Below are 20503 nucleotides of genomic sequence, written 5' to 3' on the forward strand. Positions count from 1 at the left end.
CCGTCCGGCTCCACCCCGAACCACCGACGCGAAGGGAACAGCACCGTGCTGACGACAGCGGTGAACGGCACGACGGCCCCCGGGACCCAGGTCCCCGGCCGTGACGAACTGGTGGCCAGGGCCGCCGGACTGCGCGAGGCCCTGTGGGAGGACGCGGCGGAGAGCGACCGGACCCGCCGCCTCACCGAGCGGGGCGTCACCGCCCTGACCGACGCGGGCCTGATGCGCCTGATGACCCCGCGCCGCCTCGGCGGCTACGAGGCGGACGTGCGCACCCTGCTCGACGTCGCCACCGAGGTCGGCCGGGGCTGCTCCTCCGCCGCCTGGATCACCGGCGTGCTGAACGCGGGCAACTTCGTGGCCTCCCTCTTCCCCGCCGAGGTCCAGGACGAGGTGTGGGGCGCCAACCCGGACGCCCGCACCGCCCTGGTGCTCGGCCGGCCCGCCCGCGGCGTGGAGCCCGCCGACGGCGGCGTCACCGTCACCGGCGAATGGGGCTACGTCTCCGGCTCGCTGCACGCCGACTGGGTGGGCGTGCTGATCGCCGTGCCCACCCCGGCCGGGGAGAACGCCGTCCACTTCGCGCTGCTGCGCGCCGACGAGGTGGAGATCGAGGACACCTGGCACTTCGCGGGGATGCGCGGCACCGGCAGCAACACCGTCGTCGCCACCTCCGTCTTCGTGCCCGAGCGCCGGCTGCTGCCGTACGCTCCGCTGCTCAACGGCGAGACCGACGGCCTGGTCGACGCCTCCCACCGCTACCGCAACAGCCTGGTCGGACTCTTCTCCATCGGCCTGCTCGGCTCCCTCGTCGGCGGCGCCGCCGCCGCGTTCGACCTCGTCCGCGAGGCCGCGCCCCACCGGCCCGCCGCCGGCTCGACCTTCCCCCGCCAGGCCGAGTCGCCCACCCTCCAGCTCGACCTCGCCGAGGCCGCCACCGCGATCGAGACCGCGCGGCTGCTGGCCGGGCGGATCGCCGACACCGTGGACGAGGCCGCCTACGCGGGCGAGTTCCCCGACGTGCTGACCCGGGCCGCCGCCCGGCAGAACTCCACCAGGGTCGCCCAGCTCTGCCGCGAGGCGGTGGACCGGCTGATGACCGCCTACGGCTCCTCCGCGTTCAGCGAGTCCAACCCGCTCCAGCGGATCTGGCGCGACGTCAACGTGGGCAGCCGCCACGCCGGCTTCGGCATGGGCATCCCCGCCCAGCTCTACGGCCGGGCGCTGGTCGGCAAGGACCCCCGCGACATCAGCCTGCTGGTCTGACCGGCGGGACGGCCCCGCCCCGACGCCCCCACCCCGACGCCCGAGGAAGGCACTCCCCGTGAGCAACCCCGCAAGCACCGAGGACCAGGCCGGCCCGCAGGACGAGCAGGCGGTGCGCGCCCGCAACCGCGCCGTCGTGGAGCAGTACATGAACACCCGCGGCGAGGACCGGCTGCGCCGCCACCTCCTCTTCACCGAGGACGGCGTCGGCGGCCTGTGGACCACCGAGACCGGCGAGCCGATCACCATCACCGGCCGCGACCGGCTCGGCGAGCACGCGGTGTGGTCGCTGCGCTGCTTCCCCGACTGGGTCTGGACCGACATCGAGATCCACGACACCCAGGACCCCGACCGCTTCTGGGTCGAGTGCCGGGGCGAGGGAAAGATCGTCTACCCGGGCTACCCGGTGGGCCACTACCGCAACCACTTCATCCACTCGTTCCAGTTCGAGAACGGGCGGATCAAGCTCCAGCGCGAGTTCATGAACCCCACGAACCAGTTCCGCGCCCTCGGGATCGACGTCCCGCGGGTCCGGCGCGAAGGAATCCCCACCTAAGGAGAACCCGATGGCCGGCCTGCCGACCGTGGAGTCCTACCCCCTGCCTTCCCCCGGGACCCTGCCGGAGAACGTCGCCCGCTGGACCCCGGACCCGGACCGCGCGGTCCTGCTCGTCCACGACATGCAGCGCTACTTCCTCGCCGCCCTGCCCGACCCGCTGCGCTCCACCCTGGTGCGGCGCGCCGCACTGCTGCGCGAGCGGGCCGCGTCCCTCGGCGTGCCCGTCGCGTACACCGCGCAGCCGGGCCGGATGACGGACGAGGAGCGCGGCCTGCTCAAGGACTTCTGGGGACCGGGCATGCGGACGGAGACCGCGGACCGCGAGGTGGTCCCCGAGCTGGCCCCCCGGGAGGGGGACTGGCTCCTCACCAAGTGGCGCTACAGCGCCTTCTTCCGCACCGACCTGCTGGAGCGGATGCGCGCGGCCGGCCGCGACCAGCTCCTCCTGTGCGGGGTGTACGCCCACGTCGGGGTGCTGGCCACCGCCATGGAGGCGTACAGCCACGACATCCGGACGTTCCTCGTCGCCGACGCGGTCGGCGACTTCTCCGAGGCCCACCACATGCTCGCCCTGACCTACGTCGCACAGCGCTGCGGCAGCGTCGTCACCGCCCAGGAGGTCTTCGCATGAGCCGTGCCCACCGCACCGACCTGCTGGACCGCGTCCTGGCCGGCGAGGTGGCGGACTTCGCCCTGCTGCACCGCCCCGAGGCCGCCCCGGGCACCGTCACGGTCCTCACCGGCCGCGTCAGCCGCCCCGAGACCCTCGCCGGCATCCCCCTGGACACCGAACAGGTCCTCGTCCTCGTCCCCCACCGGCAGCTCGCCGAACGCGGGTTCGCCGCCCCCGACGACGGCGCGCCGCTGCTCGCCCTCGCCGTCACCGAGCAGGACAGCCTGCCGCTGGACGCGGTGCCCGAGCGGATCGCGGACACCCCGGTCACCCTGACCGGCGGCCGGTTCGACGTCGACGACACGGACTACGCCGCCACCGTGCGGCGCGTCGTCGAGGACGAGATCGGCACCGGCGCCGGCGCCAACTTCGTCGTCAAGCGCGACTACCTGGCCCGGATCGACTCCTACGGGCCGCACACCGCCCTCACCCTCTTCCGCCGGCTCCTCGCCCGCGAACAGGGCGCGTACTGGACCTTCGTCATCCGCGCCGGCGGCCGGACCTTCGTCGGCGCCACCCCCGAGCGGCACGTGTCGCTGCACGGCGGCACCGCCGTGATGAACCCGATCAGCGGCACCTACCGCTACCCGGCCACCGGCCCCACCCTCGACGGCGTCACCCGCTTCCTCGCCGACCGCAAGGAGGCCGACGAGCTGTACATGGTGGTGGACGAGGAACTGAAGATGATGTCCCGGATCTGCGGGGCGGGCGTCCGGGTCACCGGCCCCTACCTCAAGGAGATGGCCCGCCTCGCCCACACCGAGTACTTCATCGAGGGGACCACGCGCCGCGACGTGCGCGAGATCCTGCGCGAGACGATGTTCGCGCCGACCGTCACCGGCAGCCCGCTGGAGAGCGCGGCCCGGGTCATCGCCCGCCACGAACCCGGCGGACGCGGCCACTACGGCGGCGTCGCCGCCCTGATCGGCCGCGACGCCGGCGGCGAGCGCACCCTGGACTCCGCCATCCTCATCCGCACCGCCGACATCGACGCCGACGGGCACCTGCGGATCGGCGTCGGCGCCACCCTCGTCCGGCACTCCGACCCCGAGTCCGAGGTCGCCGAGACCCGCGCCAAGGCCGCCGGACTGCTGAGCGTCCTGGAGCCCGACAGACCCGCCCGGTTCGCCCAGCACCCCCTGGTGCGCGCCGCCCTGGCCTCCCGGAACGCCGGCATCGCCGACTTCTGGCTGCGCGACGCCACCCGGCCGCCGTGCGCCCCCGTCCCGGGCCTGGCCGGACTGAACGCCCTGGTCGTCGACGCGGAGGACACCTTCACCGCGATGATCGGGCAGCAGCTGGAGTCCCTCGGCCTCGCCGTCACCGTGCGCCGCTTCGACGAGCCGTACGACCTCACCGCCCACGACGTGGTGGTCCTCGGGCCCGGACCGGGCGACCCCCGCGACCTCGGGGACCCGCGGATCGTCCGGCTGCACACGGCGGCCCAGCGGCTCCTCGCCGAGCGGCGGCCCTTCGTCGCGGTCTGCCTGAGCCACCAGGTGCTCTGCACCCGGCTCGGCCTGGACCTGGTCCGCAGGGACGTGCCCAACCAGGGCGCGCAGCGCGTGATCGACCTCTTCGGCAACCGCGAGCGGGTCGGCTTCTACAACACCTACGCCGCCCGGTGCGCGGTCGACGAGCTCGACGCCGGCACCCTCGGCACCGTCGAGGTCAGCCGGGACCGGCGGACCCGCGAGGTCCACGCCCTGCGCGGCCCGCACTTCGCCTCCATGCAGTTCCACGCCGAGTCGGTGCTCACCGTCGACGGCCCGCGCATCCTCGGCGAGGCCCTCCTCGGCGTCGTGGGGGTGCGGGTGTCATGAGGATGGACATCGCCTGGTGGGACCTGGACGGGACGGACCCGGACGTCGACACGATGGCCGCGCGCCTGCGGGACGAGGGCACCGACGCCTGGGCCGGGGTGCCCGGCCTGGTCCTGAAGCTGTGGCTGTCCGACCGGGCGGCCAACCGGTGGGGCGCGGTGATGCTGTGGACCGACCGGCCCGCCGACTCCGCGCTGCCGCCCAACCGGGCCGCCGAGCTGATCGGCCGGCCGCCGACGCACCGCTCCGTGTTCGAGGTCGCCTCCGCCGTGGCGGGCGGGCACGCGTCCGCCGTCCCGGGCGTCCCCGGCACGGCCCCCGCACACGACCGAGGAGCCCTCTCCGATGCATGACTACACGGTGGTGGACGCCTTCGCGCGCACTCCGCTCCAGGGCAACCCGGTGGCCGTCTTCTTCGACGCCGGGGACCTGGACCCGGAACGGATGCAGGCCATCGCCCGGGAGATGAACCTCTCCGAGGTGACCTTCGTCCTGCCGGCCGCGATGGAGGAGGCGGACGCCCGCATCCGGATCTTCACCCCCGTCAACGAACTGCCCTTCGCCGGGCACCCGTTGCTGGGCACCGCCGTCGCCCTGGGGCTGAGCCGCCGGGCGCTGGGCGCCGCCGGCGAGGAGCAGCGGCTGCGCCTGGAGACCGGGATGGGCGTCGTCCCCTTCGACGTCACCCTGGGCGACGACGGCGCGGTCGGCGTGGAGATGCGCCAGCCGTACCCGTCCCGGGAGCCGTACGAGCACGCGGAGGAACTCCTCGACGCGCTCGGCGTGAAGGAGTCCACCGTCCCGGTGGAGGCGTACCGCAACGGCCCCCGCCACGTCTTCGTGGGCCTGGAGAGCGTCGAGGCGCTCTCCGCGCTCCGGCCCGACCACCGGGCCCTGTCCCGCTTCCCCGACATGGCCGCCAACTGCTTCGCCGGCGGGGGCACCACCTGGCGCACCCGGATGTTCTCGCCCGCCTACGGCGTCGTCGAGGACGCGGCCACCGGCTCGGCCGCCGGCCCGCTCGCCCTCCACCTCGCCCGCCACGGCCTGGTCCCGTACGGCCGGCGCGTCGACATCACCCAGGGGGTGGAGATGGGCCGCCCGTCCCGCATGCACGCCGTCGCGCGGGGCGCGGCGGACCGGACCGACGGCGTACGGGTGGGCGGCCACGGCGCCGTCGTCGCCCGCGGAACCCTCTACGTCTAGGGAGCGGCACCCCATGACCACCAGCACCGGCGCACCCGCCGTCGACACCAGCAGGTTCGAGTCCCTCTCCGGGGACGCCGACCTCGACTTCCCCGAGTACGACGACCCGCCCGCCGACCCCATGGTCCTGGTCCGGCGGTGGCTGGCCGGGGCGGAACGGCGCGGGGTGCGCGAGCCCCGCTCGATGGCCCTGGCCACCGCGACCTCCGGGGGCCGCGCCTCCAACCGGATCGTCACCGTGATCCGCGAGACCGGCGACGGACTGGTCTTCGCCACCCACAGCACCAGCCGCAAGGGCCGCGAACTGGCCGAGACCGGCTGGGCCTCGGGCCTCCTCTACTGGCGGGAGACCGGGCGGCAGATCAGCCTCTCCGGCCCGGTCACCCCCCTGGCGCCGGCCGAGTCCGACGCGCTGTGGGCGGCCCGCCCGGTCCCGCTGCACTCCATGACGGTCGTCTCCCGCCAGAGCGACCCCCTCGACGACCCGGAGGGGATGCGCGCCGAGGCGTACCGGCTCCTGGAGACGGGGCGGGCGCTGCCCCGCCCCGACCGCTTCACCGGATACCTCCTGGCACCGGCCGAGGCGGAGTTCTGGAGCGCCGCCTCGGACCGGCTGCACCGCCGGCTCGCCTACACGCGGCACGGCGCCCGGTGGCGCACCGCCCGACTGCAACCCTGATCGGAGAGTGGACCCCTCATGGAGCGCTCCCTGCTCACCCGCACGATGGCCCTGGTGCCGGCCCCGGTGACGGTGGTCACCACCGTCGACGCCGACGGCCGGCCCTGGGGCTTCACGGCCAGCTCGTTCAGCTCCGTCTCGCTCGACCCGCCGCTCGTCTCGGTCTGCCTGGACAAGGAGGCCAGCACGCACGCCGCGTTCAGCTCCGCGCGCCGCTTCCTGATCAACGTCCTGGCCGAGGAGCAGCACGGCGTGGCCCGCAGGTTCGCGACCTCCGGCATCGACCGGTTCGCCGACGGCGCCATGGAGCGCTGCGAGCTGGGCCTGCCCGGCCTGCACCACACCAGCGTGCGGGTGGCCTGCTCCATGCACTCCGTCGTCGACGCCGGCGACCACAGCATCCTCATCGGCTTCGTCGAGGAGGCGTACACGAGCGACCGCACCCCGCTCGTCTACTACAACCGGGGCTTCGCCCGGCCCGAGCCCGCCCCGGACCGGGCCGAGCGGGACATCCGCGCCTCGCACATCGCCGACTGGTGAGGGCGCCCGCGACCACGGACGCCACCGGCCGCCGCCCCCGCCCCGACCCCGAACCGAACCGCCCCACCTCCCCGGAGGACGTCATGACCCTGACCACGATCAGCCCGCCGCGCACCGAGCCGTCCGCCGGCCGGCGCACCCTGCCCGCGCTGTTCGCCGCCTCCGCCGAGCGCTTCCCCGACCGCCCGGCGCTCACCGCGGACGGCACCTCGTACAGCTACCGCCGGCTCGACGCCTGGTCGGACGCCGTGGCCGCGCTCCTGGAGGGCCTGGGCGTGGGCCGCGGGGACCGGGTCGCCCTGCGGATGCCGCCGGGCGCCGCCGCCATCGCGACGATGGTCGGCATCATGAAGGCGGGCGCCGCGTACGTGCCGCTGGAGGTGCGCAACCCGCCCTCGCGCAACCGGTTCATCGTCTCCGACAGCGGGATCACCGCCTTCGTCGGCGACCCGGACGGCTGCGACCTCGGCGACGTCCCGCTCGTCCCCGGGGAGCGCGTCGCCGCCCTGGCGGACGCGCCGCCGTCCGCCGCGCCGGACCGGCGGGCCCCGGAGCCGCACGACACCGCGTACATCATCTACACCTCGGGCACCACCGGCCGCCCCAAGGGCGTCCTGGTCCCGCACGGTGCCGTCACCGCCCTGCTGGACGCGGCGAGGGGGCCGTTCGCCTTCGACGAGCACGACAGCTGGCTCCTCTTCCACTCCCTCGCCTTCGACTTCTCGGTGTGGGAGATCTGGGGACCGCTGTCCACCGGCGCCCGCCTGGTGGTGCTGCCGCCGGGCACCTCGCGCTCCCCCGAGGCGTGCGCGCGCTTCGTCGCCGACGAGGGCGTCACCGTGCTCAACCAGACCCCGACGGCGTTCGGCGCGATGGCCGGCATCGTGCTGCGCGACGGGATCGAGCTGCCGGCCCTGCGCTACGTGATCTTCGGCGGGGAGAAGCTCACCCCCGAGACGCTCCGGGGCTGGACCGGACGGTTCGGCTTCACCGCCCCGTTCCTGGTCAACATGTACGGGGTCACCGAGGCGGCCGTGCTCAGCACCCACCACACGGTGACCGAGGAGGACCTCGACGGCGACACCCTCTCCGTCGGGCGGCTGCTCTCCGGCTCCGCCCGGGTCGTCACCGACGACGGCCGCGACGCCGCCCCCGGCGAGCAGGGCGAGCTGTGGCTGGCCGGACCCCAGGTCGCCGACGGCTACCTGGGACGCCCCGAGCTGACCGCCGAACGCTTCCCGGCCGTCGGCGGCGTCCGCCACTACCGCACCGGCGACCTGGTCGTCCCCCGCCCGGACGGCGGCTACCTCTACGTCGGCCGCGCCGACCTCCAGGTCAAGCTGCGCGGCCACCGCATCGAGCTCAGCGACGTCGAGGTCGCCGTGCAGGCCCACCCGGACGTCACCGACGCGGTGGTCTGGGTCCACACGTTCAAACCCGGCGACGACCGGCTGGTCTGCGCCTACGTCCTCGGCGAGGGCGCCGGGGACCCCGGCGCGCGGGCCCTGCGCGGCCATGTGCGGGAGCTGCTGCCCTCGTACATGCACCCGTCGTCCTACCGGGCCCTGCCGGTGCCCCACCTGCCGCGCACCGTCAACGGAAAGGTCGACCGGGCCGCAGTGGCCCGGATCTGGGAAGAAGAGAGGAGCCGGACCCGATGAGCACCGCACCCGCACCCTCCGCGCAGGCCGAGGAGATCCGCGCACAGACCCTGAAGTGGGTCGCCGAACTGCTCGAGGAGCCGGAGGTGGAGCCCGGCGACGGCTTCCTGGAGCTCGGCGGCCACTCGGCCCTCGCCCTCCAGCTCGGCGAGTACGCCCGGGAACGCTTCGGCGACGAGTACGACATCATGGTCCTCTTCGACGGCACCCTCGCCGAGGCCGCCGACGAACTCGCCGCCCGCCTCGCCGCCGCGGCGGCCGCTCCCGAGGCGGCGTGACGATGGCACCGGACACCAGCGCCCCGGACACCAGCGCCCCGGACACCGCCGCCGCGAGGAGCGGCGCGCCGGACATCGGCATCGCGGCCTTCGGCTACGCCTTCGGCGAGGACCAGGACGTCGCGGCCGTCGCCGCCGACTACGTGCCCGACCCCGCCCGCGTGCTCAAGTGGGGCTACCGCACCTTCCACCGGGCCCCGGACGGGGTCACCGCCACCGACCTCTCCCGGGAGGCCGCGCAGCAGGCCCTGGACCGGGCCGGCCTCACCGCCGACGCCCTGGACCTCGTGGTCGTCGCCACCACCGACATGCCCGAGTACGCGTACTGGGACAGCGCCTCGGCCCTGGCCCGCGAGCTGAAGATCGAGCGCACCCAGACGCTGCTGCTCAACGAGGGCTGCGGCTCCGGCGTCAACGGCCTGTTCTACGTGGCCTCGACGATGGCGATGCAGCCCGAGGCCCGGCACGCGCTGTTCGTGGTCGTCAACCGGGTCAGCGAGTTCCACCGCAACCGGATGAACGTCATCAACACCGTGCTCAGCGACGCGGCCGTGGCCGTCGTCGTCAGCCGGGGCCACGGGTCCAACCGGTGGCTGTCCAGCGAGCAGTTCACCGACCCCGAGTACAGCGACCTGCTGCGCCTGGACTTCGGCGGCGCGGTCGCCCCGCTCCCGCCGGTCGGCTGGACCAGCGCGGACGCGCCGTCCGCCTACGACCAGGTGCGCGAGCAGTTCGCCGGGGACCCGGCCAAGCTGCGCAAGTTCATCGGCGAGCGCTACACCCGGCTCGTCGAGGTCGTCGACGGGGCCGCCGCCCGCGCCGGCGTCGGCCGGGAGGACATCGACCACGTCATCTACCTCAACGACGTCCCCACCAGCATCGCCGCCGTCGCGACCCCGCTCGGCGTCCCGCCGGAACGGACCAACGCGGCCCTGGCGCCCGACCACGGGCACATGGGCGGCGCCGACCAGCTGATCTCGCTGGGACTCCAGCTCGAACGCGGCGAACTGGCGCCCGGAGACCTCGTCGCCCTGTGCGGCATCTCCACGGGCCGCTGGTGCGCCACGCTGATCCGCGTCTAGGGCGTGTGTCGAAAGTCCCGTCCGCCCGGCGGGCCCGCCCTCCGGGCGGACGACGCCACTTTCGACACACGCCCCAGCCCGCCCGGCCGCCCCCGGTCCGCCGTACGGACCCCGGGCGGCCCCCCGGACCAGCGGGTACGCCGACGGGGCCGAAACCACCCCCCGTGCCGGGTCCCGTCGGCGTACCCGCTGCACCTCTCCCGACCACGTCCGTCCGCCGCGCCCCGGGCCCGGCGCCTCCGCTCGTCCGCCGTGCCCCCGGCCCGGCGCTCCCGCTCGTCCGCCGTGCCCCCCGGCCCGGCGTCCCCGTCCGTCCGCCGTCCCGTGCCCTCCCCGTGTCCGTCCGCCGTGCGCCCCGACAAGGAGACACCGTGCCCTCGCCCGACCACCCGATCCTGGACCTTCCGTACGACGCGCGGCCCGACCCCGACGAGTTCCTGCGGGCGGCGATGGCGTGGCACTTCGACCCGGAGACCGGCTCCCCGTTCTGGCTGCGGCGCGCGGAGACCCTGGACTTCGACCCGCGCACCGACATCCGCACCCACGCCGACCTCGCCCGCTTCCCCGACGTCACCGGGGAGCTGCGCCACGTCCGCGCCGCGGACCTCGTCCCGCGCGGCTACGGCTCCCGCCCCGACGTGGTCGGCGTCTTCGAGAGCGGCGGCACCACCGGCGCGCCCAAGCGGGTCGTCCTCACCCGCGACTGGCTGGACCGCATGGTCGCCTGGTCGAACGCCAACCTGGACGCGCACGGCTTCCCGCGCGGCGCCGACTGGCTGGGCCTGGTCCCGACGGGCCCGCACATCGTCGGCGAGTTCTTCCGCCGCTCGGCCGACACCCACGGCCGCCGCGGCTTCACCATCGACCTCGACCCGCGCTGGGTGAAGAGGCTGATCGCCTCCGGGCGCGGCGCCGACGCCGGCGCCTACGCCGAACACCTCCTGGACCAGGCGGAGTTCGTCCTCACCACCCAGGACATCGAGGTCCTCACCATCACCCCCTCGGTGCTGGAGCGGCTGGCCGGCCGCGAGGACCTGGTGGAGCTGGTCCACAAGAAGGTGAAGGCGATCCGCTGGGGCGGCACCCAGCTCGACCCCGACTCCCGCCACCTGTACCGGACGGAGATCTTCCCGGACACCGTCTTCTGCGGGAACTACGGCAGCACGATGATCCTCGGCTTCGCGGGCGAGCGTCCGGGCCTGTCGGACGAGGACCCGTGCGTCTTCGACCCGCTCAGCCCCTACGTCACCTTCTCCGTCGTCGATCCGGACACCCGCGAGCCCGTGGCGTACGGCGAGCGCGGCCGGGTCGTCGTCAGCCACGTCAGCAAGACGTTCCTGCTCCCCAACAACCTGGAACGCGACCTGGCCACCCGGATCCCGTTCCCCGGCGGGGTGGGCGACGCCGTCGCCGACATCGCCCCCGTGGCCACGTTCGAGAACGAGGCCGTGATCGAGGGGGTCTACTGATGCCCGCCCCGTCCACGGCCGCGCACCCCGACTCCGCGCGCCCCGCACCCGTACACCCCGCACCCGTACACCCCGACCCCGCGCACCCCGCACCCGTACACCCCGGCCCCGCGCGGCCCGCGTCCCCCCGGCCCTCCTCCGGTGCGGGCCACCTGGACGCGCTCGGCCCCCGGGGCGCCTTCCGGCCCCGCCGCCGCACCGTCGTCACCGACGTCTCCGGCGCGCCCGTGGCCGAACTCGGCCTGGTCCCCTCCCTCTTCGTCGACCGCACCGTCAAGGCCCTGCACCGGGCCCGCCCGCTCGCCCCCGACGAGCGGATCGCCGCCCTCGTCCGCGCCGCCGAGCTGTTCGCCACCGCCGAACTCGGAGGGATGGGCGCGGCGGAGTACGAGCACACCGTCAGCCGTGTCGGCGGCATCCCGCTGGGCGTCGTCCGCACCACCGTCGGGAACATCCGCGCCCGCCTCACCCGGGTCTACGACAGCCTCGCCCAGGCCCGCCCCGCCGGGGCGGCCGAGGACTGGCGCTCCCCGCTCACCCGTACCGGCCGGGCCGTGTGGACCCGGCGCGCCGAGACCCTCGCCGTCCTCGCGGCCGGCAACCACCCCGGCACCCACAGCCTGTGGCCCGAGGCCCTCGCCCTGGGCTACCGGGTCGCCCTGCGCCCCTCCCGGCGCGAGCCCTTCACCCCGTTCCGGCTGGTCACCGCCCTGCGCGCGGCCGGTTTCGGGGACGACCAGGTCGCCTACCTGCCCACCGGGCACACCGAGGCCGACGTCCTGCTGCGGGCCGCCGACCGCTCCCTGGTCTACGGCGGCGACGACGTCGTGCGGAAGTACGGCTCCGACCCGCGCGTCCTGACCCAGGGGCCCGGCCGCAGCAAGGTCCTCGTCACCGCCGACACCGACTGGCGCGACCACCTCGACACGATCACCGCCTCCGTCGCCGGCCACGGCGGCACCGGCTGCGTCAACACCACCGCCGTCCTCGTCGAGGGCGACCCGGCCCCCCTGGCCGAGGCCCTCGCCGAACGCCTCGCCGCCCTGCCCGTCCTCCCGCCCGAGGACGAGAGGGCCGTCCTGCCCGTGCGGGACGCCGCCGGCGCCCGCGCCCTCGAAGCGCACCTGCTCTCCCGGGCCGCCGGGACCCGCGCCTGGCTCGGCGGGGACGGCGTCGCGGAGGACCTCGGCGACGGAAGCGCCGTCCTGCGCCCGGCCGTCCACCAGCTCGACCGGGCCGACGCCCCGCAGGCGGGGGCCGAACTCCCCTTCCCCTGCGTGTGGGTGGCCCCCTACGACCGGTCCGCCGGCACCGCCCCGCTGCGCGGAAGCCTCGTCGTCACCGCCCTCACCGCCGACCGGCGGCTCCTCGGGGACCTGATCGACGAGCCCTCCATCGGCAACGTCCACGCCGGTGACCACCCCACGTACTGGATGGGACCCGGGCTCCCGCACGACGGGTACCTCGCGGAGTTCCTCATGCGCGCCAAGACCGTGATCCGCGACTGACCCCGACCCGCCCGCCGGCCGCGGACCGCCGGCCGCGCACGCACGAACGCACGAACGCACGACCGGTCGGCCCCCCCCCGTGAACGCCCCCCGTGAACGCCCCCTTGTGAACGACCCCTTGTGAACGACCCACCGGCCGCGAACGGCCACGAACGAGAGGAGAGGACCGTGCCCACCCCCTGCGCGCTGTCCGACGTCGGCTGGAACACGTCCGTCTGACCCGGCCCGGCCGTTCCGGCGCGGGCCAGACCACCAGAAACCTTTTTCCGCCGGCGGGAGAGGAACACATGCCGCAGCACAGCCACGCCCGGATCGCCCTCGTCGGGGCCGGGCCCCGGGGACTGTCCGTCCTGGAGCGCATCTGCGCCCAGGAGCGCAAGTCCCCGGCCCACCACGCGTTGACCGTCCACGTCATAGACCCCTCCCCACCGGGCTCCGGCGCGGTGTGGCGGCCGGACCAGTCGCGCCACCTGCTGATGAACACGGTCTCCTCGCAGATCACCCTCTACACGGACGACAGCGTCACCGTCGAGGGGCCCATCGAGGAGGGGCCCAGCCTGTACGAGTGGGCGCGCCGGATCACCGCCGACCCCGACGCCACCGAACGCCGCTTCGGCGCCCAGACCCTCGCGGAGGCCCGCGCGCTCGGGCCCGACGCCTACCCGACCCGCGCCTTCTACGGCCACTACCTCCAGTGGGCGTTCGAGAGGGTGCTGGAGGGCGCCCCCGGGCACATCGCCTTCCACGTGCACCGCACCCGGGCCGTCGCCCTGCACGACGCGGACGCCCCCGACGGCCCGCAGACCCTCGACCTCGCCGACGGCACCCGCCTGACCGGCCTCTCCGCCGTCGTCCTCGCCCAGGGCCACCTGCCCGCCGCGCCGGAGCCCGAGGAGCGGCGCCTCGCGGAGTTCGCCGCCGCACACGGCCTCACGTACATCGGCCCCGCCAACCCGGCGGACGTCGACCTCGACGCCATAGGCCCCGGACGGCCGGTGCTGCTGCGGGGCCTCGGACTGAACTTCTTCGACTACATGGCCCTGCTCACCCACGGCCGCGGCGGCTTCTTCGAGCGGCGGTCCGACGGACGGCTGGTCTACCGCCCCTCCGGCCTCGAACCCCGGATGTACGTCGGCTCCCGCCGGGGCGTCCCCCACCAGGCGCGCGGCGAGAACGAGAAGGGTGCCCACGGCCGCCACGCGCCGCGCCTGCTCACCGTCGAGCGGGTCGCGGCGATGCGCGCCGCCGCACGGGACGGCGACTGGATCGACTTCGGCGTCCACATCTGGCCGCTGGTCCGCAAGGAGGTGCAGAGCGTCTACTACGAACGGCTGCTCGCGGCGCGCGGCGGCTCCTGGACGCCCGACCGGATCGAGGACTTCACCGCCCGCTACCTGGCCGCCGGCGACGACGCCGAGGAGGCCCTGCTCGCCGGGGCCGGCATCGACGGCGAGGAGCGGTGGAACTGGCGCACCCTCTCCCGCCCCTACGGCGACCTGCGCTTCACCGACCGCGACGACTTCCGCCGCTGGATGCTCGCCTACCTGCTGCGCGACGCCAAGGAGGCCCGGGAGGGCAACGTCAACGGGCCGCTGAAGGCCGCCCTCGACGTCCTGCGCGACCTGCGCAACGAGATCCGGCTCGCCGTCGACCACGGCGGCCTGGAGGCCGGTTCGCACCGCGAGGAGCTCGACGGCTGGTACACCCCGCTCAACGCCTTCCTCTCCATCGGCCCGCCGGTCTCCCGCATCGACGAGCTGATCGCGCTGGCCTCGGCCGGCGTCGTCGAGTTCACCGGGCCCGGCCTGCGCGTGCGCACCGAGGCCGAGGGCCCCGACGGCCCGGTGTTCGTGGCCGCCGCCGACGGGGTGGACGGCGACGACATCCGGCTGACCGCGCTCATCGAGGCCCGGCTGCCGCACCCGGACGTGCGCCGTACCGCCGACCCGCTCCTGACGCAACTCCTGGAGACCGGCCAGTGCCGCCCGTACACGGTCCCCGGCCGCGACGGCGCCGTGTACGAGACCGGCGGCCTCGCCGTCTCCGAGCGGCCCTACCGGCTGATCGACGCGGCGGGCACCCCGCACCCGCGCCGGTTCGCCTACGGCGTCCCCACCGAGGGCGTGCACTGGGTCACCGCCGCCGGCATCCGGCCCGGCGTCGGCTCGGTGACCCTGGAGGACTCCGACGCCGTCGCCCACGCGGCCCTCGCCCTCCCCGCCGTCGCCCGGCCGGCGGACGCGCCCCGCGCCGAGGCCCGCTCATGACCGCCCCGCCCCGCCCCGCCCCGCACCCGGCGCCGGCCCCGGCGGCCCCCGCGATCCCGCCGGCCCCCGTCCCGCCCGCCGCGCCCGACGCCGGGCTGCTGTCGCCGGTACGGGCCGGCACGCCCGCCGAGGCGGCGACCGACGACACGGCCTGGCTGCAGGCCATGCTCGACGCCGAGGCGGCGCTCGCACGGGCGCAGGCACGGCTCGGGACGCTGCCCGGGGAGGCCGCCCGGGTGATCACGGAGGCGGCCGACGCCCGGCGGCTCGACGTCCGGGCGCTGGCCCTGGCCGCACGGGAGAACGCCAACCCCGTCGTGGGCCTGGTCGCCGCCTTCACCCGGCTCGTCGCCGAGCGCGACCCCGCCGCCGCCGAGTACGTGCACCGGGGCTCCACCAGCCAGGACATCCTGGACACCGGCATGATGCTGGTCGCCGCCCGCACCCTGAAGGTGCTCCGCGCCGACCTGCTGCGCACCGCCGGGTCGCTGGCCGTCCTGGCCGCCGAGCACCGCGACACCCCGCTGGCCGGACGCACCCTCGCCCTGCACGCCGTCCCCACCACCTTCGGCCTGAAGGCGGCGGGCTGGCGGCACCTGCTGCTCGACGCCGTCCAGCGCATCGACCGCCTCCGGCTGCCGGTGTCGCTCGGCGGCGCGGCCGGCACCCTGGCCGGGTACCTGGAGTACGCCCGCCTCGACGCGGACGCGCCCCCGGCCGGGGACGGCGGCACCGGCGCGGACGCGTCCCGGACCGGGGACGACTACGCCGCCCGGCTCGGCGCCGCGTTCGCCTCCGAGACCGGGCTCTGCGCGCCCTCCCTGCCGTGGCACGCCCTGCGCACCCCGGTCGCCGACCTGGGCGCCGTCCTGGCCCACGCGGCCGGCGCGCTGGGCAAGTTCGCCGTGGACGTCCTGGTCCTGGCGCGCACCGAGACCGCCGAGGCGGCGGAACCCGCCCCGGCCGGCCGGGGCGCCTCCTCCGCCATGCCCCACAAGCGCAACCCGGTGCTCGCCACCCTGATCCGGTCCGCCGCCCTGGTCGTCCCCGCCCTCGCGGGCACCCTCGCCCAGGCCCTCGTCACCGAGGACGAGCGGTCGGCCGGCGTCTGGCACAGCGAGTGGCACACCCTGCGCGAATGCCTCCGGCTGACCGGCGGCGCCGCGCACACCGCCGCCGCGCTCGCCGCCGGACTGACCGTCGATCCGGCCCGGATGCGGGCCAACCTCGGCCTGACCGGGGGCCTGCCCGTGACCGAGCGGATCGCCGCCGTCCTCACCCCCCGGCTCGGCAAGGCGGCGGCCCGCCGCCTGCTGACCGAGGTCTCCGTCACCGTCCACACCACCGGAAGGCCCCTCGGGGACGTCCTCGCCGCCGACCCCCGGCTGCGCGGCGTCCTCGGCCCGGAAGAACTGCGCGACCTGCTGGAACCCGCCCACTACACAGGAGCGGCCGGTCCCCTGACCGACCGGGCCCTGAGACGAGGAGCGAACACCTCATGACCGGTACAGCCCTGGAGGCACTGAAGTCGGCACAGCAGCCCGACTGGCCCGACCCCGTGGGTCTCGCCACGGTCGCCGGACTCCTGAGCGAACTCCCCCCGCTCACCCCCCTCGCGGAGAGCGACGCCCTGCGCGCGCGGCTGGCCGCCGCCGCCCGCGGCGAGGCCCTCCTGCTCCAGGGCGGCCACTGCGCCGAGGAGTTCGGCGAACGCGCCCTCGGCGAGGCCGAGAGCACCGCCACCACCCTGCGCCAGATGGCCGAGATCGTCTCCTACGGCGCCGCCGTGCCCGTGGTGCCGCTCGGCCGGATGGCGGGCCAGTACGCCAAACCGCGCTCCAGTCCCACCGAGACGCGCGACGGCACCGAACTCCCCGCCTACCGGGGTGACGCCGTCAACGGCCTCGGGTTCACCGCCTCCGAGCGCACCCCCGACCCGTGGCGGATGACGACCGCCTACGACACCGCCGCCCGGACCCTGGACCGCATCCGCCTGCTCGGCGGGCCCGACTCCCCGGACGGCCTCCCGCTGCACGTCAGCCACGAGGCGCTGCTCCTCGACTACGAGGCCCCGCTGGTGCGCACCGACGAGGAGACCGGCCGCCGCTGGGCCGGTTCCGGCCACTTCGTGTGGATCGGCGAGCGCACCCGCCAGCTCGACGGCGGGCACGTGGCGTTCGCCGCGGGGATCGCCAACCCCGTCGGCGTCAAGGTCGGCCCGACCGCGACCGCCGACGAACTGCTCGCGCTCGCCGAGGTCCTCGACCCCGACCACGAGCCCGGCCGGCTCACCTTCATCACCCGCATGGGCGCGGGCACCGTCCGCGAGGTGCTGCCCGGCCTGGTGGAGAAGGTCACCGCCGCGGGTTCGCCCGCGCTGTGGGTGTCCGACCCGATGCACGGCAACACCCGGGTCGCCCCCAACGGCCGCAAGACCCGCCTGCTCGACGACATCACCGCCGAGCTGCGGGCCTTCGTGGAGATCCACCGGGAGCTGGGCACCCACCCCGGCGGCCTGCACCTGGAACTCACCGGCGCCCACGTCACCGAGTGCGTCGGCGGCACCGACCCGGTGGCCCTCGACGACCTCGACCTGCGCTACACCACCGCCTGCGACCCGCGCCTCAACCGCGGCCAGGCGCTCGACCTGGCCTTCCTGGCCGCCGACCTGTGGAGGCCCGACCGATGAACACAGCCCCGACTCCGCCGCCCGGCCCCGTCCCGGCGTCCGGCCCCGCCTCGTCGACGGCCACGGCCACGGCTCCGTCCCCGGCGTCCGGCAGGCCCGCCGCCTTCCTCCTCACCGGCTCCTTCCTCGCCGTCTGCCGCGCCCCGCTCTACCTGGAGGAGCTGACCCGGCGCGGCCTGCGGATCCTGCTGATCACCCCCGCCGCGTGGCGGGACCAGGCCCTGGCCTCCCGGTCCGAGCCCGGTCACCCGGCCGCCGCCATCGACGACTTCGCGTTCGTCGAGGGCTCCGTGGACCGCGAGGGCTCCTTCAACGCGGGCGTCGTGGCCGCCGTCCGCGCCTGGGAGTCCCGCTACGAGATCGTCGGCGCCTACGCCGCGGGGGAGACCCTGGTCGAACCCACCGGTCTCGTCGCCGACGCCCTCGGCCTGCCGTCCCCGGGGCTGCGCGCCAGCCGCGTCTGCCGCAGCAAGTACCTCCAGCGGCTGTACCTGGGCGAGTTCGGCCCGCGCGCGCTGGTCGTCCCGCCCGGCGGCCGGGAGGGCGCCGACCTGTCCGCCGTCCCCTTCCCGGCCGTCGTCAAGCCCGCCACCCGGCACTCCAGCTCGGGCGTGCGGACGGTCACCGACGCGGACGCGCTGGCGGCGGCCCTGGCCGAGTACCCCGCGCACGAGACGATCCTGGTCGAGGAGAAGGTCCCCGGCCAGGAGTTCTCCGTCGAGTCGCTCGTCCAGCACGGCCGGACCGTCTGGAGCTCCGTCACCGTCAAGCAGACCACCGACGCGCACGCCGACACCTTCGTGGAGCTGTCCCACACCGTCTCCGGCGAGGCCGGCCCGGAACGCGACGCGCTGCTCGACGTCAACGAGCGCCTGCTGCGCCGGCTGGACTTCCGGGACGGCATGACCCACTCCGAGTGGCGCCTGGACGCCGGGGGCCGCCCCCGTCTGATGGAGATCGCCGCCCGGACCCCCGGGGACGGCCTCACCGTCCTCTACCACCTGGCCACCGGGCGGCCCGTCGAGCCGGAGATCATCCGCATCGCCCTCGGCGAGACCGCCGAGTACCCCGCGCCGGTCCGGTACGCCCGCCAGGTGTACCTGGAGCACGAGCCCGGCACCCTGGAGGAGGTCTCCGTCGACTGGCCGGGCGTCGGCGTCGAGTGGGCGGGCGAGGGCGACCTCTGGCCCGAGGTGCGCGGCGGCCGCGCCGACGACCCGCCGACCCTGCGGGCCGTCTTCACCCAGAAGGAGAAGGGCTCCTACGTCGGCCCGCTGAACAGCAGCGAGGACCGGGTGGCGAACTTCTTCATCGACGCCCCCGGGCCCGCCGCACTGGACGACCTGGAGGCGAGGGTCCGCGCGGCCGTCACCGTCCGCACCGCGCCCGCGGAGCCGGCCGGATGAGCGGGAACGGGGCCGGAGGGCCCTCCTCCTCCGTACGGGCGGCGGACACCGCCCCGGGTCCGAACGCCCCGGACCCGGGCGCCGTCCCGGACGCGGTCGCCGCTCCGGACGCGGACGCCGCCCCGGAAGCGGTGTCCGCGCGCCGGACGTTCGCCGAGGCGCCGGTCGCCGTCAAGACGCTGCTCGCCGGGGTGTTCATCAACCGCCTCGGCGGCTTCCTGAACATCTTCCTCGTCCTGTACCTGACCTCCCTCGGCCACTCCTCCGGCCGGGCCACCCTCGCGCTCGGCGCGTACGGGGCCGGGACCGTCCTCGGGGTGCTCATCGGCGGCTCCCTCTCCGACCGGATGGGGGCCCGCAACACCACCGCCGTCAGCATGGCGGCCTCGGCCGTGCTGACCGCCGCCCTGCTCTACCTGGCCGACTACGCCACCCTGCTGGCCGTCGTCGTCCTCGCGGGCCTGGCCGGGCAGATGTTCCGGCCCGCCTCCGCGGCGCTGCTGTCCGAACTGGCCGGCGAGGACCGTCAGGTCATGGTCTTCGCCATGTACCGCTTCGGCCTGAACCTCGGCGCGATGGCCGCGCCGCTGGTCGGCTTCGGGCTGTTCCGCCTCGGTCACGACAGCTACGACCTGCTGTTCTGGGGGGAGGCGGTGATCGCCCTGGCCTTCGCCGTGCTCGCCTGGCGCACCCTGCCGGCCGACCGGGCCGGCGGCGCCCGGAAGACCGGGGAGGCCACCGGAAGCTACCTCGCGGTCCTGCGCGACCGGAGGTTCTCCCTCTACCTGGTCGCCACCCTCGTCCACACCGCGGTCTACGCCCAGTACCTCTCCACACTCCCGCTCGACGTGGCGGCGGCCGGCCTGGCCGTCTTCTGGTACACCGTCGCGGTCTCCCTCAACGGCTTCCTGGTCATCGCCTTCGAGCTGGTGCTCACCCGGGTCACCCAGGCGTGGCCGGTGCGGATCACCATCGGGGTGGCGTTCGCCCTGCTGGGGTCCGGGGTCGCCCTGTACGGGCTGCCGATGGGCCCGGCGGTGATCGTCGCGGGCACCCTCGTGTGGACCCTCGGGGAGATCGTCGGCGGGCCGGCGATCTTCTCGTACCCCGCCGTCGTCGCCCCCGCCCACCTCAAGAGCCACTACCTCGGCAGCTTCCACTTCGCCTTCGGCCTCGGTTCGGCCGTCGGACCGGTGGCCGGCGGCTGGCTCTTCACCGAGCTGGGGCACTCGTTCTGGTTCGTCCTCGGCGGGGCCTCGCTGCTCGCCACCCTGCTCGTCCTGGCGGCGCTGGGAGGTTCCGGCGCCCCCGGACGGCGGGGGGCGTGACCGCGCCGGGCGGAGGGCCGCGGGACTCCCCGCGGCCCTCCGCCCGTTCCACCGCCCCGTTCCCCCCTT

18 protein-coding genes are annotated in these 20503 nt (G+C 75.4%); all 18 read left to right on the forward strand.

What is annotated here, in order from left to right:
- The first annotated feature begins 45 nt into the window (after positions 1 to 45).
- The 18 genes from ACZ6AQ_RS18050 to ACZ6AQ_RS18135 all read left to right on the forward strand — a co-directional run bounded on the left by ACZ6AQ_RS18050 (position 46) and on the right by ACZ6AQ_RS18135 (position 20434).
- Positions 46 to 1266 carry an acyl-CoA dehydrogenase family protein gene (locus ACZ6AQ_RS18050; RefSeq protein ID WP_468760653.1) on the forward strand — a complete coding sequence of 407 codons (1221 nt, stop codon included), beginning with the start codon at positions 46 to 48 and terminating at the stop codon, positions 1264 to 1266.
- A gap of 58 nt (positions 1267 to 1324) precedes the next feature.
- Complete coding sequence (locus ACZ6AQ_RS18055) at positions 1325 to 1822, forward strand: PhzA/PhzB family protein (RefSeq protein WP_388690872.1); 498 nt, start codon at positions 1325 to 1327, stop codon at positions 1820 to 1822.
- A gap of 10 nt (positions 1823 to 1832) precedes the next feature.
- The gene (locus ACZ6AQ_RS18060) at positions 1833 to 2456 is read left to right on the forward strand and encodes an isochorismatase family protein (protein ID WP_388690870.1); all 624 of its coding nucleotides are present in this window, start codon (positions 1833 to 1835) and stop codon (positions 2454 to 2456) included.
- Positions 2453 to 4321, forward strand: coding sequence for an anthranilate synthase family protein (locus ACZ6AQ_RS18065; protein ID WP_468760654.1), 1869 nt, complete (start codon positions 2453 to 2455; stop codon positions 4319 to 4321). Before ACZ6AQ_RS18060 ends, ACZ6AQ_RS18065 begins: the two co-directional genes overlap by 4 nt.
- Entirely contained in the window at positions 4318 to 4674 is a 357-nt protein-coding gene (locus ACZ6AQ_RS18070; protein WP_468760655.1) for a hypothetical protein, read from the forward strand. Before ACZ6AQ_RS18065 ends, ACZ6AQ_RS18070 begins: the two co-directional genes overlap by 4 nt.
- Positions 4667 to 5527, forward strand: a complete 861-nt coding sequence (locus ACZ6AQ_RS18075; protein WP_468760656.1) for a PhzF family phenazine biosynthesis protein — start codon at positions 4667 to 4669, stop codon at positions 5525 to 5527. The genes ACZ6AQ_RS18070 and ACZ6AQ_RS18075 overlap by 8 nt, the downstream gene beginning before the upstream one ends.
- 13 nt (positions 5528 to 5540) lie before the next feature.
- Positions 5541 to 6206, forward strand: coding sequence for a phenazine biosynthesis FMN-dependent oxidase PhzG (gene phzG, locus ACZ6AQ_RS18080; RefSeq protein WP_388690859.1), 666 nt, complete (start codon positions 5541 to 5543; stop codon positions 6204 to 6206).
- An 18-nt stretch (positions 6207 to 6224) separates the two neighbouring features.
- On the forward strand, positions 6225 to 6746 hold the full coding sequence (locus ACZ6AQ_RS18085) for a flavin reductase family protein (RefSeq protein ID WP_388690856.1): 522 nt from the start codon (positions 6225 to 6227) through the stop codon (positions 6744 to 6746).
- A complete protein-coding gene (locus ACZ6AQ_RS18090) occupies positions 6743 to 8407 on the forward strand; it encodes an amino acid adenylation domain-containing protein (RefSeq protein ID WP_468760657.1) in 1665 nt (554 codons plus the stop codon). The genes ACZ6AQ_RS18085 and ACZ6AQ_RS18090 overlap by 4 nt, the downstream gene beginning before the upstream one ends.
- Entirely contained in the window at positions 8404 to 8685 is a 282-nt protein-coding gene (locus ACZ6AQ_RS18095; protein ID WP_468760658.1) for a phosphopantetheine-binding protein, read from the forward strand. The genes ACZ6AQ_RS18090 and ACZ6AQ_RS18095 overlap by 4 nt, the downstream gene beginning before the upstream one ends.
- 2 nt (positions 8686 to 8687) lie before the next feature.
- On the forward strand, positions 8688 to 9767 hold the full coding sequence (locus ACZ6AQ_RS18100; RefSeq protein WP_468760736.1) for a 3-oxoacyl-ACP synthase III family protein: 1080 nt from the start codon (positions 8688 to 8690) through the stop codon (positions 9765 to 9767).
- Positions 9768 to 10138: 371 nt separating this feature from the next.
- Entirely contained in the window at positions 10139 to 11236 is a 1098-nt protein-coding gene (locus tag ACZ6AQ_RS18105; protein ID WP_468760659.1) for a phenylacetate--CoA ligase family protein, read from the forward strand.
- Positions 11236 to 12744, forward strand: a complete 1509-nt coding sequence (locus ACZ6AQ_RS18110) for an aldehyde dehydrogenase family protein (RefSeq protein ID WP_468760660.1) — start codon at positions 11236 to 11238, stop codon at positions 12742 to 12744. The genes ACZ6AQ_RS18105 and ACZ6AQ_RS18110 overlap by 1 nt, the downstream gene beginning before the upstream one ends.
- 287 nt (positions 12745 to 13031) lie before the next feature.
- Positions 13032 to 15011: an FAD/NAD(P)-binding protein gene (locus ACZ6AQ_RS18115; RefSeq protein WP_468760661.1), complete on the forward strand. Its 1980-nt coding sequence runs from the start codon at positions 13032 to 13034 to the stop codon at positions 15009 to 15011.
- A complete protein-coding gene (locus tag ACZ6AQ_RS18120; RefSeq protein WP_468760662.1) occupies positions 15008 to 16513 on the forward strand; it encodes a nitrosuccinate lyase in 1506 nt (501 codons plus the stop codon). Before ACZ6AQ_RS18115 ends, ACZ6AQ_RS18120 begins: the two co-directional genes overlap by 4 nt.
- Entirely contained in the window at positions 16510 to 17700 is a 1191-nt protein-coding gene (locus tag ACZ6AQ_RS18125) for a 3-deoxy-7-phosphoheptulonate synthase (RefSeq protein ID WP_468760663.1), read from the forward strand. Before ACZ6AQ_RS18120 ends, ACZ6AQ_RS18125 begins: the two co-directional genes overlap by 4 nt.
- Positions 17697 to 19106, forward strand: coding sequence for an ATP-grasp domain-containing protein (locus ACZ6AQ_RS18130; protein ID WP_468760664.1), 1410 nt, complete (start codon positions 17697 to 17699; stop codon positions 19104 to 19106). Before ACZ6AQ_RS18125 ends, ACZ6AQ_RS18130 begins: the two co-directional genes overlap by 4 nt.
- On the forward strand, positions 19103 to 20434 hold the full coding sequence (locus tag ACZ6AQ_RS18135; protein WP_468760665.1) for an MFS transporter: 1332 nt from the start codon (positions 19103 to 19105) through the stop codon (positions 20432 to 20434). The genes ACZ6AQ_RS18130 and ACZ6AQ_RS18135 overlap by 4 nt, the downstream gene beginning before the upstream one ends.
- Positions 20435 to 20503 lie beyond the last annotated feature (69 nt).

This window comes from Streptomyces sp. NPDC041191, assembly GCF_055591945.1.